This is a genomic window from Flavobacterium sp. B114r (assembly GCF_056824125.1).
In genome coordinates this window covers 2,880,983-2,895,687 of the sequence record NZ_CP124858.1, presented here as the reverse complement: position 1 = coordinate 2,895,687, position 14,705 = coordinate 2,880,983, and the positions used below count along the sequence as shown (strand labels likewise).

Below are 14,705 nucleotides of genomic sequence, written 5' to 3'. Positions count from 1 at the left end.
AAAATAGTTTGCGGTCGCAGATTTCAGTTTTCAGTCGTGATTAACAGTTTAACAGCTGAAAACTGAGACTTAAAAACTCGTAATACCCTATTCAAAAAATCATAGATTAAAAAGAAATCGCCACGAATTCACAAATTAGTTTTAAATTAATTCGTGAATTTATGGCGAATATTTTAAAGGATAAAAAACTCAGGAACTTAGTTTCTCAGAACCTTAGCAACTTTTTAATAGTGCCATCTCACGAAAGCTTCCATCGCTGCGTACGTTGCCAGACCTAATTCCTGGTACAAAGCAGCTGTTTCTGCGTTTCTGTCTTCGGCTCTTTGCCAAAATTCCCTTGCGTCAGTTCCCTGAAAAACAACCCCATCTTTTTGTGATTGGTGTTTGAAGATTCCGTGACGTTTTGCCAAAACCTGATCCGGGCTCATTGGTACCGCCATTTCGACTTCGTCAATTCCCCATTCCTGCCAAGCTCCACGATACAACCATAACCAACAATCATCCATGAAAGATTTTGGTTTTAAAGCTTTTACTGCTTCAAAAATAGCATCCAGACAAACCTTGTGTGTTCCGTGTGGATCTGCTAAATCTCCTGCTGCATATATTTGATGTGGTTTAATGTTCTCGATTAAATCCATCGTCAATTGAATGTCTTCTTTGCCGATTGGTTTTTTCTCAATTGTTCCGGTTTCATAAAATGGCAATTCCATAAAATGAATCTGATCATCGGTTAATCCAACAAAATGACTTGTTGCTCTCGCCTCTCCTTTTCTGATTAATCCTTTTATGTAACGAACTTCCGGAATATCAATTTCACTGTTCTTTTTATTCTCTAAAAAAGTTTGTGCTTTTTTGTAAATATCATCTGCTTCCGGACTTTTGATTCCAAATTTTTCGTTGTAATCAATTACAAATCTTGCAAAACGCAACGCTTCATCATCTGCAACTGCAATATTTCCAGACGTTTGGTAAGCCACATGCACGTCATGTCCCTGCTCTTGCAAACGCATAAAAGTTCCTCCCATACTAATGATATCATCATCAGGATGCGGGCTAAAAATCAATACACGTTTTCTGGCTGGTTCTGCTCTTTCCGGACGGTTTGAGTCGTCTGCATTTGGTTTTCCACCTGGCCAGCCTGTGATTGTATTCTGTAATTTATTAAATATCTTAATATTTATGTCGTATGCCGGACCAGAATCAGCTAATAAATCACTCATTCCGTGTTCGATATAATCAGCATCAGTCAACATTAAAATTGGTTTTTTAAGCTGAAGCGCCAATCCTAAAACTGCTTTACGCGTTAATTTATCTGTCCAGATTACTTTTTCTACCAACCAAGGCTTGTTGATTCTCGTTAATTTTGAAGAAGCTTCCTTATCTAAAACAAAAACAGCATTATTGTGTTCTTGCAAAAATGAAGCAGGTACTCTATTCGTAACTTCATCTTCTACAGATCTTTTTACAACATTTGCTTTTCCTTCTCCCCAAGCTAATAAGATTACTCTTTTAGCTTCCATGATTTTTTTTACTCCAAGCGTGATTGCAGTTCTCGGCGTATTACTTAATCCGAAGAAATCCTTGCTTGCCGCTACTCTCGTAATATGATCTAAAGCTACTAAACGAGTTTTAGAGTTTTGTAATGAACCGGATTCATTAAAACCAATATGTCCGTTACCCCCAATTCCCAAAACCTGAAGATCGATTCCTCCCAAAGCTTCAATTTTTGCTTCATAATCTGTACAATAATCTGCAATTTGTTCTTTAGTCAAAAGTCCGTTAGGAACATGAGCATTTTCAGGTAAAATATCAACATGATCAAACAGTAATTCTTTCATAAAGCGAACGTAACTGTTGATTGAGTTTGGTTCCATCGGATAATATTCATCCAAATTAAAACTGATTACGTTTTTAAAACTCAAACCTTCCTCTTTATGCAAACGCACTAACTCAGCATATAATCCTTTTGGAGAAGATCCTGTTGCAAGACCTAATATACAAGGTTTGTTTTCTTTTTGCTTGGATTGAATTAAAGCCGCAATTTCCTGCGCTACTGCTTTTGATGCTTCACCAGAATTTTCGAAAACCACCGTATTGATGTTTTCAAATCTCTTTTCGAAACCTGTTGCCTTGTCTATTTTACTTTTTAACATGATATAGTTTTTTTTAATTCCTCTCGTTACATTTTCCAACTTCGATATTTATGACCTTTTATAGCATAAAAAAGTATCATTATATAAGATGGTAACAACATTAAATAAGCAATTTGATTTCCGCTTTTTGATATCTCTGCGGTTCCGTTTGCAATATTTGACGCATTTATATTTTCTGTGATCAATCCGTATAACAAAGGAAAAATTGCTCCTCCAATGATACCCATGATCAAAATTGCACTTCCTATTTTAGTATATCCTCCTAAATCTTCTAACGCCATTGGCCAAATCGCCGGCCAACACAATGCATTTGCTAAACCCAATAATGCTACTAGCAGAATTACTACTGGTAAATTTGGAATTCCAGGCAACTGAACCATAATTTTAGGCGAAATCAAAACGATGGCCATTACCAAAATTATACCCAAAACTCCTGATGCTTTTAAAGCTGTAACCTGCGAAAGGTATTTAGGTATTAATGTTATCCCTAATATATATCCCACCACCATTGCAGACATGGTAAAGGAAGTTAATTTTAAATAAAAATTTCCTTCGGTTCCATATACTCCTAATTCTTTTCCGAAAGCTCCAATAGAATCTCCGGCTAAAACTTCAGCAGCCAAATACAGCATTAAAGTAATTACGCCTAAAACCAATTGTGGTCGTCTGAATGCATTTCTGATTTGCTTAAAAATACTCAAATGCGTTACATTTCCGTCTTCATCCAAATCAATTTCCGGCAATGGCGACAACTTTACAAAAAGTGCCAGAACCATTATAATTAATCCCATATAAAGGTAAGGTCTTTGCAATTGCAATGCAAGAGAATTTAAAGCGTTTGATTTTGAAACTGAATCTAACAACGCAATTTTATCTGCTGTAAACTCCTGCATATTAGACAAAACCAAAGCTGTCAATATCAATGGCGCCACAAATCCGGCCAGTTTATTTGCAATTCCCAACACGCTGATTCTTGCCGCAGCACTTTCCCTTGGGCCAATTACGACTACATAAGGATTTGATGCTGTCTGCAAAATTGCCAAACCTGTTCCCATGACAAATAATGCAATTAAAAACAGTAAAAAAGTTCGGCTTTCAGCAGCAGGATAAAACATAAATGCACCCGCAGCAATGATCAATAATCCTAGTGAAATTCCGTTTTTATAGCCTACTTTTTCAATCACCCACGATGACGGAATTGCCATTACAAAATAAGCAATGTAAAAAGCAAAAGTTACAAAATAAGCCTGTGAAGAGGTCAACTCACACGCCAACTGAAAAAATGGAATCAAAGGTCCGTTAAGCCAGGTAACAAAACCCAAAATAAAAAATAATGCGGTTAAAATGACCATCGGAATAATAGTACTCCTTTTTTCTATTTGTAATGCACTTTCAATGTTTGACATAATACTTTTGGTTGATTGTTAATAGATTAGTTTTTTTCTATCTAAAATAACATCAACTTTTTTTTGCAAATATATTGCAATTGAAATGCAATTAAATGCATTTTTTTTGCAATTTTAAAACAAAAGTAGTCTAATAAGTTGTACTTATTTGTAAATTAGATATCAATTTTTTGTTAATTTTTCTTAAGCATCCCAGTCTAAAACCGGATAAAACTGCTGTAAATATTCTTTTACATCAGCGATATCTTCTTTGGCTGTTAGATCGGGAACATGTTCTGAAAACGGAATTCCTAAGGTGGTATTTGGATGTTCTTTTACAGCATTTAAAAGTACTGTTGGTAATTCTTTCTCATCTCTTTCCGGATGAACCGGACAATTTTTAAGATGGGTATACAAAGTGCTTCCGTTAAACTTAAAAGCATTCATACTAACTCTTATTTTACCTTGGACATCTTTATAATCCTGCAAAACAGCAGCAGATGGTTTTTCTAAAATATCAAGTAATTGGTTGTTTTTATCCAATTTGGCAATAGCAAAACGCGAAATCCTTTCAGAAGGAAATTCCAGAGCATCACGATCGTAAGCAATAAATGCATTTGGACTATCGGTTTCTCTCAATGCTAGTAAGGCTGCTGCCGAATATAAATTATCACTATTACAAACGGAGTATTGTTGTGTATTTAACTCCGGAAACTGTTCGACTGCCTGAAACAAAGCATCTGCTGTACCAAAGGGTTTTATTCGTCCTTCGGGAATATATTGTACCGCAAAAGAAATATTGAGTCCGTGAAAATTATTATTTGTATTTTGAGTTCCGTAAAACTCCTTGAATAAATTTCCTTGTTCGCCAATAATAATGTAGATGTTTTTATATCCCGCTTTTTTAGCATTCAATAAAAGATAATCTAACAAAGGTCTTCCGCTTGCTCCTACACCAATTAAACCTTTGCTTCTTTCGTTTGCCTGTGTAATTTCTTCGGGAGATAAATTATCAAGAACGGCTTCTTTTTTCATGCGGGATGATGCTCCACCCGCAAGAATAACTAAATTGTTGTGCATATTTATTTTTTAAATTTCAATATTTTCAATAATTCTAACGCCCGGATCTACCGTAACGGCATATGCTTCCTGAGCTCCAGCTTTAAGAATGGCTTCGATTATCACATCCTCTTTTTCAGGATTCGCAATAACTACAATACTGCCGCCACCTCCGGAACCCACAATTTTAGCTCCGTAAGCTCCTGCTCGTAAAGCGGCATCGATCATATCATCAATTCGCGGAACTGTAATTTTTAATAAATCACGCAAAACTTCGTGATGCAGATTCATTAATGCGCCTATTTTTTGAAGATCTAAAACTGGTTTTTCAAACTCTTTTAAAGCTTCTTTTGTATAATGGAAATTTTTTAGTGCGGCATCAAAATAAGGCATTAATCGGTCTGGCAAACAATTTCTATAGCGGTCTAAATCCTCAATTTTAGAAAGATTTAGATCAAAATCCGGAAAATTCTGCTTCACAATATCAATTGCGATCAAGGCATTTCCTTTTACTTCGCCAAGCAATCCTATTGTTTCTTTTGGAACACCGGAAACTCCGGTAATTAAACCTTTTAATTCTGTTCCGATAATTTTATAAGAGAAAGGATCTTTTGTATTTATATAAACAATATTTCCTGCTCCAATACTAAAATGATCCATCATTCCTCCAGGTTCTCCGTGTTCCAATACTTCGGATTCATATCCTACTTTCGAAATAAATTCAGGCGTAACTTCCTGATCAACGCCAAAAGCCGAAATTAAAAAACGAATCCACGCCATTAATAAAGCGGATGAACTTGATGTTCCTGAATTAATTGGAATATCTCCTGTAATGGTTATCGTATACCCCACATTGGGCACACAGCCATATCTGCGCAGTACGCGCAATGAAGAGGCAAAATAATCACGAGGCTCTAATTTGTCGAAAGTTGCATCAATATTAATGCTACGGATTTCGCCAATATCAATCATATTAAGAATAAATGTATTGGTCTGATTCTCTGTTGCGGTTAATTTTATATTTCGATCGATTGCACAGGCTATAACCGGCAATCCTAAATAATCCTGATGATCTCCAAAGAGACATGTCCGACCCGGGGCTAAGGAAGTAATTTTTTTCACTTAAAAGATATTGTAATAAATCACTACAAAACAGAAGTTTACAATGATTTTTGGTTAAGGATTTATTTTAAATTTTTGGTTTTGATTCTACGAAACTATATATTATATTTTTATAAAACAAGAAAAAAACTAAAAATGTGCTCGAACACACTAATAAAATGTTCTCGAGCACACTAAATAATTCTTACAACATTTTTTAAATTATTAAATCAAAGTTTCTATATTTGCTCATATGGATAAAAAGTACACAATTAAGGATATAGCAAAAATGGCTGGAGTTTCGAAAGGAACTGTAGACAGGGTATTGCATAATAGAGGAAAAGTATCTCCAACGGCTCTGGATAAAATAAATGAGGTTTTAAATGTCATTGATTATGAGCCGAACTTAATTGCCCGAAATTTAAAAAACACCAAAGTTTACCGTATTTGCGTTTTACTTCCGGATCCGGAAATTGATCCTTACTGGCTTCCTTGTGTTAACGGGATTCAGGAAGCTATAACAGAATTTAAAGCCTATAGTGTGATTATCGAGACTCATTACTTTAATCCTGAAAGCACGAAATCGTTTATGAATACTAATGAAACCATAATCAAACAATCTCCTGATGCTGTTTTGATCGCTCCGTTATTTCATAAGGAAACACTGGAAATTGTAAAACAATACGACGAGTTGGAAATTATAGTGAATACTTTTAATAATCAAATCGAAGGAGAATCTATTAAGGGTTTTGTTGGACAGGATTTGTATAAAAGCGGACGTGTCGCAGCAAGTTTAATGAACCTGATTCTAAGCGAAGGTCAAATTGCAATTATCCATATTGATGAAAGCCTGAAAAATGCAGTCCATATGCAGGAAAAGGAAAAAGGCTTTAGAAATTATTTTGACGAAAAAAAGATCGCAGGATTTTCTTTAACTACTCTAAAATTAAAACATCCAAATGTCGAAAGTAAGTTTTCTGCCTTTTTAGAAGAAAACCCACACTTAAAAGGAATCTTCATCACGACTTCAAAAGCCTATCAGATTGCCTCTATTCTATCTCCATTAAAAAATAAAAAAATTGCACTTATTGGTTATGACTTAGTCGAAAAAAATGTGAACTTCCTGAATCAGGGATTGGTTCATTTTCTAATTCATCAAAATCAAAAAAGACAAGCTTATTTAGGTGTTAGTACTTTGATAGAGCATTTTTTATTCAGGAAAGATATCCCGGAAACTATTTTATTGCCTATTGATATTATCAATGCGGAGAATGCTTCATTTTACATATCGTAAGATTGCCCACGGGTTGTAAATTCCGCACAATAAATCAGCGAAAATCCGTTTAAATCCGCTAAATCTGTGGGTAATTTTTTTAGCTCACAGATTGAACAGATCGAGCAGATTCTTTTAAAAATTCCACAAATTGAAGTCAGCGAAGACCAGCTTAAATCCGCTAAATCAGTGGGCTCAAAATAAATCTTCCAAACGAAGAAGCTATATGAAAATTAGGTGTTTCAGTATTTGGGTTTACCCATGAAATCCAGGTTGGTTTGTATTGCAGATTTTCGACCAGAGAAAATTTTGCACTGAAAACTCCTGTTTCAATTGTATTATTATGAATTAAGTTCAAATCTTTTAAGGATTGAATACTAATTCGTCCTGAAACAATAAAGGAAGTTTCATCTTTAGACGTTTTTACTTCTATATCATTCTTAGGCCATTTCCAATTAAAATCAAAATCCTTGTTTGGGCGCGCTTTAAAATCCATTATTCTTCCAGATGTATCAATTTCTAAGCAATAGTAAGGATTGAGAGATTCATTTGTTCTAAAGAACAACTCTACACGATCTGAGTTTCCTATACTTTCAAAACTATCATCTTTTTTATCAATGTAGATATCAGTATCAAAAACCCTGAACTTAAAGTAGAAATTTTCAAGATCGTGAAGCGCCCTAAATTCAATTTTTGAAAACGAATCATTTTCCCAGGGAGAAGAAAAATCAGTCAAACAATTAGCATCTTTCCAAAAAGACAAATTAGAAAAGTCAGCATTTTTATTTCCATTTTTATTAATGAAATACAGTTGATAATCTTTAGAAATTAAGCTCATAATTTTAAGAAAATTTAATTGATATAAAAATAGGTAAAAGATAATTTTTAAAATTAAAAAACAACAAAAAACCACTTCCATTTTTGTTCTTTTTTTAAGTACTAATATAAGAGATCCTTTTATTTGAAAAATTGCTTGTTTTTTTCTGTTCTTTTATTTTGCAACAACAACTAAAACAAAGAAAAAACCTACTATTTATAAAATAATAAACTTTGATGTATTATCAATTAAATCGAATACTAATTACGATATTCATACAAATATAAACCAGTATTTTTCAATATTTAAAAATAAATCAAAATACCCGTAACTAAGCATAAAATACAGGAATGTGCTTTTTGTGTCTTGTTTTAGAAAAAAAATCAATAATTTATGTTTAAAAATATAGGATGTATAATTTTATGTGCTCGAGAACATAAAATATATGTGTTCGAGCACATTTTTTTGTTTTTTTCTTGTTTAGTAAAAATATAATCAATAGTTTCGTCGTATTATAAAAATATTCTACGCTTTTATTTCTTCTTTTTAACCCTATTAATCTCATTTTTAGTCTTTATAACAGAAGAAAATTATATACAAAAAGTAAAGTGGTATTTTTTTAAGAAACTGAACTGAAACACATTCATTAACCAAAACCAAACGAAGAGTATGAAAAAAGCATTCTCAAAAAAAACCGGAAATTTAAGGTTACATGCTGTACTTGAAAAAAGTTTTAAAGTAACATTACTTTCAGTAATGTCTTTAAGTTTTCAAATTTCTACAGCTGCACCATCTGATAAGATTCCGGTAAACGAAACCAATTTATCTGTATTTCAAAAAATAGTAAAGGGTAAGGTTGTCGATCAAAAAGGCATTCCGATTCCCGGAGTAAATGTTATCATAAAGGGCACAACAAAAGGAGTACAAACTGATATGGACGGGAGTTTTGCTATTGAAGTTCTAAGTGAAGGTGCTGTGCTGATCTTTTCGTTTCTTGGGATGGAAAATCAGGAAATAGCAGCGGGAAAAGGGAATCTTAATATCGTTATGAAAGAGGCCGGCGAACAAATGAATGAGGTTGTTATTGTAGGTTACAGCAAAATCAAAAAAGAAAGCTTAACAGGATCATTACAAACCTTAGACAGTAAAAAAATTGTTGATGTAACTACTCCTTCTGTCGAAAACATGCTGGCTGGTAAAGCGTCCGGAGTATACGTAAACACGGGTGGAGGTCAGCCGGGAGCAGTAGCCAAAATAGTCATTAGAGGAAAAACCACCGTTAACGGAAGTACAGATCCTTTATGGGTAATTGATGGTGTTATTGTGGGGAATAGCTCTGCTAACATGAATCCATCTGATATTGAAACGTTGACGGTTCTTAAAGATGCGGCTTCTACAGCGGTTTATGGTTCGCAGGGTGCAAACGGTGTAATTCTCGTGACGACTAAAAGCGGAAAATCCGGAAAAGCTGTTATTAGTTTTTCTGCCAAAACAGCCATGACGACTTTAAACAACGGAAATTTTAAAATCATGAATGGGGCTGAATTATATGATTTATATGATTCATTTGAAAACAAAGAAGTTTTTCAAAATGTTTGGTGGTGGAATCCTGAATTAAGAAATAAAAACTTTGACTGGTGGGACAATGCTACTCAAACTGGTATTGCAGAAGATTATAACTTATCGATAAGTGGCGGAAGTGAAAACTTTAAAAGTTACGTATCTGTTGGTGTATATAAAGAAACCGGAGCTATTAAAGGTTATGATTACAAAAAGTACAATGGCCTTATGAAATTTGAGTATAAACCAATCAGTTGGTTTGCCTTAAGACCACAAATTAATCTAACCAGAGAATCAACTAATGATAAACAACATAGCGTTGGAGCTTTGTACGGAAATATGCCTTGGGATAGTCCTTATCTGGAAGATGGTTCTTTGGTGGGAAATGCTCCAAACCCAACTTGGGTAAACACCACCGGATCAAATTATTTGTATGATTTGCAATGGAATTATGCTGAATCTGAAACCTATTTAGTGAGAGCGAATCTTGATTTCGACCTTAAATTCACAAGCTGGCTGACTTTCTCTTCTGTAAACAATTACATTTTTAGCAATTCAAACTCAACTGCTTATACAGATCCCAGATCTTCTAACGGTTTAGCTGTGAAAGGCAGGATCGAAGATAACGTGGATAATTACAATAGAATCTATACCAATCAATTATTAAAATTCAATAAATCATTTGGCAAACATACTTTTAACGCTGTTGCCGGTTATGAGTGGAATGAATATAACCGAAAATTTACTCAAGGAGTAGCTACTGGAATTCCTCCCGGAATTATAGCTCCTGATGCTGCCGCTGTTCCTGAAAAAGTAGGCGGCGGAAGACAACAATGGGCGGTGCAATCTTTATTATCGAATGTAAATTATTCGTATGATAATCGTTATTTGGCGCAGGTGTCTTTTCGTCGTGACGGAGCATCTAACTTTGGTAAAAATGCACAATATGGTAACTTTTACTCTATAAGTGGCGGATGGAACATTCATAACGAAGCTTTCTTTCACGCGGGCTATATCAATAACTTAAAACTTAGAGCCAGTTATGGCTCTGTAGGAAATCGACCAGAAAGTTTGTATCCTCATCTACCTTTGTACTCTTTTTCGAAAAATAGTTATAATGAAACCCCGGGAGCTTTAATCTCGCAATTGGCTAATCCTGATTTGAGCTGGGAAAAAACTTTTACAAGCGGAGTTGGTTTAGATGTAAGCTTCTTTAAACGAGTAAACATTACTTTGGACTATTACAATAAAAATACTTCTGATCTATTATACTATGTACCGCTTCCGGGAGTTATTGGGGTTACGGGTATCTGGAGAAATGTAGGTGCGGTAAACAATCGAGGTTTTGAAGCTTCGGTTAATGTTGATATCATTAAAGGCGATAATTTTAACTGGTCTGTAGATGCTAATATCGGTACCAATAAAAACAAGGTAACAAATCTGTACGGAGACAAACAACAAATTATTGTAGGAGATGGCAGCGGTGTTGCCGGTTCAGCAAGCAAATTATTAACTCCCGGAAAAGATGTTGACAGTTGGTACTTAACAGAATGGGCTGGTGTTGATCCCACAAACGGAAAACCACAATGGTACACTACAGATGCTGCCGGAGAGCGTATAAAAACGAGCAATTACGGTGAGGCTTCTAAAAATCAAAAAGCAATAGGAACGTATACTCCGGACTTTTTTGGAGGGTTCTCTACCAGCTTAAATTATAAGAATTTCGATTTTTCGGCGATTTTTAGCTATTCTGTTGGGGGCGAAATTTATAATTATGCCAGAGCCGAATTTGATTCAGATGGTGCTTATAATGACAGAAACCAAATGAAACTGCATAGCGGATGGAGCCGTTGGGAAAAACCGGGTGATATCGCAACACATCCACAGGCACTTTATGACAACAATAGTCAGTCTAACAAAGCTTCTTCACGTTTCTTAGAAACCGGAACGTACTTAAAAATGCGAAGTATTACTTTTGGATATAATGTACCTATTCAACGCCTTCATATCTCAAACCTGAGATTGTACATCGCCGGAGAGAATCTTTTTACCATTAGTCATTATTCCGGTGTAGATCCTGAGCTTCCTCCTACTTACAATAGTACAACACAGCAATATATTATTTCTGGTGTTGCAACGCATGTGTATCCTTCAACTCGCAAAATTGTATTGGGACTTAACTTAACTCTTTAAAACAAAATCATGAAAAAGATATTTATATTATGTATGGCAATTAGTTTCCTGTCCTCATGTGATTTAGACAGAGAACCTTTTAATGCATACACAAAAGACAAAATAGAACAAGATAAAGTAGCGGCTGTAGAGGTTTTATTAAATGGCTGTTACGCGCAATTAAAAGGATGGTCTGATGTTATGCACAGACTTGGAGAATATCCTGGCGATAATATCATGATTAGAGGAACTTCTACAGATTCATTTTACTCATTTATCTCCTATCAACATATTCCTAACAATGACAGATTATCTGTTTTCTGGAATAACAGCTATAAAATTGTTTCGCAATCAAGTGATTTGATCAAAATGATGTCAGAGGGAGAAAGTCCTGCTGTTAACCAACAGCTTGGTGAAGCCTATTATTTAAGAGGTATGATTTATTTTTACCTCTGCCGTACTTACGGGAGACCTTACTCACAATCTCCTGAAACTAATTTAGGAGTGCCAATTGTAAATGGTTTACCGGCAGACTTAATCAATCTAACGCTACCTGACAGATCAACAGTAAAAGATACTTACGCACAAGCCATCAGCGATTTAAAAAAAGCTGAATCTCTAATGACCGTTGACAAATCAGCATCGTATGCCGGTAAGGAAGCTGCTCAGGCAATGCTCTCCAGGGTATACTTATATATGAGTGGTACCTATGAAAATCCGAATCAGGAATATGCAACACAATCTATTGAATATGCTAATAAAGTAATTACAAGCGGAAAGTATAAATTACTAAACCGCGACAGTTTTATGAAATTCAATACTTATGCACCGGATTCTAATGAACAAACCGAAACTATTTTTGCCGTTAAAAGAGTAGCGTCAGAATTTTCAGGCTACGATCATTATTACGGAATTGGTGGTATGTATGCTAATATTCAAGGCCAGGGCTGGGGCGAAATGTATGCGAGTGCAAAATACCTGGATTTATTAAGAAAATCAGGTTTAAAAAAAGATGCTCGTTGGGCTTTTATCGATCCTCAGTACACAACAGACGATGCAGGAAACAAAACTCAGGCATTCCGTTTTATTTATGACATCAAGAATACCGGCGGCACACAAACTGGTTATAACTATATGCAACAGCCTTTGAAAACAAATTCTAATGGTACATTTTATATCACAATAGGAACTGTTGATTATAACTTAACCCCAGTAAACGCAGCCGAAAATCAATATTCGATTCTATATGAAGGCAAAACCTATACAGGAGAAAAAGATTATATGATGTTATTAAATCGTGTATATCCTATGTATTACATTACTAAGTGTTCTTTGCAAAATAATGACTCTCACCTTTACTCTCCTTCTATTTCAAGATTGGCCGAGATGTATTTGAATATGGCGGAAGCCTATGTAAAAAAAGGAGATTATAATAGCGCTTTAGCCAACTTAAACATTATTCGAGAAAGATCGATTGTTGGTGGAGGTTATACATCATTAGACAATACAAATGCTGTACAGCGAGTAGATGAAGAACGTCAGTTAGAACTCGCATTTGAAGCACATAGAGGTTATGATGTGTACAGAAATGGTCAGACTATGACACGTCATTATCCTGGTCCACATTTACCAATGATCGACTGGCCAGCTTCAAGCTTAAGAGTCGTACAATATATTCCGCAGTCAGAAATTAATGCCTATCCGGGAACTCTGACTCAAAACCCATAATTGTTTAGAAGTAGTTTTGTTTTTTGAAGCCTCTCTAATTTGGTTTGATTAGAGAGGAATTTCAAAAAAAACTTAATTCCCTGTAAAATGAAAAAAATATTCTATCTCTATCTTGCGTCTTTTTTAATGTTCTTTTCTGTTGCTTCAGGCAAAGAAAAGGTGATAAAAACAATGAACATAGAAAATCCAAAAGTCAAAATTTCGCTGCCACTTGCCGGCAATGCTTACAGCTCTAAACACGAGGACGAAAACAATACTGTTACTGATAATGGCATTGAAAACTGGAAAAATCCTGAAGAGTTTTTTACCGTTTATTTCAGAGTTTCTAAAGCGGGAACATTTCAAATTACTGTAGAAGAATCTGTACAGGTTTTTGGAAAATCAGAATTGGAATTTTCGATCAATAATGAATCGAAAAAAGTAAAATTTACCGCCTCAAAAAAAGCGATTGCAATAGGATCCTGGAAGATAAATAAGGAAGGTTACGTTGCGCTAAAAATAAAAGGAATTAATAAAACCGGAGAACAATTTCCGTCTATTGACCGCTTAACAATTTCAAGTGATGATAACGTAAAAATATCTTATGTACCCAACAACGAAGGCAACTTTTATCATTGGGGACGCCGCGGACCATCAGTTCATTTAAACTATCAGGTTCCTGAAAATATAAAAGCAAAGTGGTATTATAACGAACTTACCGTTCCCGAAAACGAAGACAAAATAGGTTCCTATTTTATGGCGAATGGTTTTGGCGAAGGGTATTTTGGCATCCAGGTAAATTCAGCCTCAGAAAGAAGAGTTTTATTCTCTGTCTGGAGTCCATTTACAACAGATGATCCCGCAAGTATTCCGGAAACCCACAAGATTAAAATGCTAAAAAAAGGCGATAATGTACACACCGGAGAATTTGGTAATGAAGGCTCAGGAGGTCAAAGCTACCTCAAGTACAATTGGAAAGCAGGAACGACTTATAAGTTTTTATTACAAGGGTTTCCTCAAAACAATAATACAACTACTTACACTGCCTATTTTTATGCACCAGAACTGCAGAAATGGCTGTTAATAGCGAGTTTTAATCGTCCTGAAACCAGTACTTATCTTAAAAGGTTTCATTCGTTTTTAGAAAATTTTATTCCGGAACAAGGCGATTTATCGCGTAAAGTACTATTCAACAATCAATGGGTTTGCGATGATAAAGATATTTGGGTCGAAATAAATTCAGTACGTTTTACAACAGATAATACTGGTACAAAAGGATATCGAATGGATTTTGCCGGCGGACTTGATAAGGATTACTTTTATTTAAAAAACGGAGGCTTTTTCAATAATTACACCACACCAAAAACTACTTTCACAAGACCTTTAAACCATAAAAAACCAGAAATAAATTTTTCGAATTTACCTTAAAAAGAGAGATTCTAAAAACGAAACAATAACAATAACAAAAAACAATTTTG

9 protein-coding genes are annotated in these 14,705 nt (G+C 34.9%); 4 read left to right on the top strand and 5 right to left on the bottom strand.

Going from position 1 to position 14,705, the window contains the following annotated elements:
- Positions 1–224: 224 nt before the first annotated feature.
- The 4 genes from nagB to QLQ94_RS12360 form a co-directional block, all read right to left on the bottom strand.
- On the bottom strand, positions 225–2,153 hold the full coding sequence (gene nagB, locus QLQ94_RS12375; RefSeq protein WP_271336372.1) for a glucosamine-6-phosphate deaminase: 1,929 nt from the start codon (positions 2,151–2,153) through the stop codon (positions 225–227).
- A gap of 26 nt (positions 2,154–2,179) precedes the next feature.
- Positions 2,180–3,559 (bottom strand): sugar MFS transporter, encoded by a 1,380-nt coding sequence (locus QLQ94_RS12370; protein ID WP_271336371.1) that lies wholly within the window; start codon positions 3,557–3,559, stop codon positions 2,180–2,182.
- 183 nt (positions 3,560–3,742) lie between these two features.
- Entirely contained in the window at positions 3,743–4,618 is an 876-nt protein-coding gene (locus QLQ94_RS12365; protein WP_271336370.1) for a sugar phosphate nucleotidyltransferase, read from the bottom strand.
- A 9-nt stretch (positions 4,619–4,627) separates the two neighbouring features.
- Positions 4,628–5,719: a mevalonate kinase family protein gene (locus QLQ94_RS12360; protein WP_271336369.1), complete on the bottom strand. Its 1,092-nt coding sequence runs from the start codon at positions 5,717–5,719 to the stop codon at positions 4,628–4,630.
- A gap of 232 nt (positions 5,720–5,951) precedes the next feature.
- On the opposite strand from QLQ94_RS12360, the gene QLQ94_RS12355 reads away from it, so the two are divergent.
- Positions 5,952–6,992, top strand: coding sequence for a LacI family DNA-binding transcriptional regulator (locus QLQ94_RS12355; protein ID WP_427402516.1), 1,041 nt, complete (start codon positions 5,952–5,954; stop codon positions 6,990–6,992).
- A 160-nt stretch (positions 6,993–7,152) separates the two neighbouring features.
- Here QLQ94_RS12355 and QLQ94_RS12350 read toward each other — a convergent pair whose 3' ends face one another.
- Complete coding sequence (locus tag QLQ94_RS12350; protein ID WP_271336367.1) at positions 7,153–7,809, bottom strand: sugar-binding protein; 657 nt, start codon at positions 7,807–7,809, stop codon at positions 7,153–7,155.
- A 648-nt stretch (positions 7,810–8,457) separates the two neighbouring features.
- On the opposite strand from QLQ94_RS12350, the gene QLQ94_RS12345 reads away from it, so the two are divergent.
- The 3 genes from QLQ94_RS12345 to QLQ94_RS12335 all read left to right on the top strand — a co-directional run bounded on the left by QLQ94_RS12345 (position 8,458) and on the right by QLQ94_RS12335 (position 14,655).
- Positions 8,458–11,541 (top strand): SusC/RagA family TonB-linked outer membrane protein, encoded by a 3,084-nt coding sequence (locus QLQ94_RS12345; RefSeq protein ID WP_271336366.1) that lies wholly within the window; start codon positions 8,458–8,460, stop codon positions 11,539–11,541.
- A gap of 9 nt (positions 11,542–11,550) precedes the next feature.
- Complete coding sequence (locus tag QLQ94_RS12340) at positions 11,551–13,248, top strand: RagB/SusD family nutrient uptake outer membrane protein (RefSeq protein WP_271336365.1); 1,698 nt, start codon at positions 11,551–11,553, stop codon at positions 13,246–13,248.
- A gap of 87 nt (positions 13,249–13,335) precedes the next feature.
- Positions 13,336–14,655: a DUF3472 domain-containing protein gene (locus QLQ94_RS12335; protein ID WP_271336364.1), complete on the top strand. Its 1,320-nt coding sequence runs from the start codon at positions 13,336–13,338 to the stop codon at positions 14,653–14,655.
- Positions 14,656–14,705 lie beyond the last annotated feature (50 nt).

What these genes read in the sequence shown, in the direction of transcription:
- QLQ94_RS12365 (WP_271336370.1), bottom strand. Translation starts at nt 4,618, where the DNA reads ATGCACAACAATTTAGTTATTCTTGCGGGTGGAGCATCATCCCGCATG.
- QLQ94_RS12335 (WP_271336364.1), top strand. Translation starts at nt 13,336, where the DNA reads ATGAAAAAAATATTCTATCTCTATCTTGCGTCTTTTTTAATGTTCTTT.
- nagB (WP_271336372.1), bottom strand. Translation starts at nt 2,153, where the DNA reads ATGTTAAAAAGTAAAATAGACAAGGCAACAGGTTTCGAAAAGAGATTT.
- QLQ94_RS12370 (WP_271336371.1), bottom strand. Translation starts at nt 3,559, where the DNA reads ATGTCAAACATTGAAAGTGCATTACAAATAGAAAAAAGGAGTACTATT.
- QLQ94_RS12350 (WP_271336367.1), bottom strand. Translation starts at nt 7,809, where the DNA reads ATGAGCTTAATTTCTAAAGATTATCAACTGTATTTCATTAATAAAAAT.
- QLQ94_RS12345 (WP_271336366.1), top strand. Translation starts at nt 8,458, where the DNA reads ATGAAAAAAGCATTCTCAAAAAAAACCGGAAATTTAAGGTTACATGCT.
- QLQ94_RS12355 (WP_427402516.1), top strand. Translation starts at nt 5,952, where the DNA reads ATGGATAAAAAGTACACAATTAAGGATATAGCAAAAATGGCTGGAGTT.
- QLQ94_RS12340 (WP_271336365.1), top strand. Translation starts at nt 11,551, where the DNA reads ATGAAAAAGATATTTATATTATGTATGGCAATTAGTTTCCTGTCCTCA.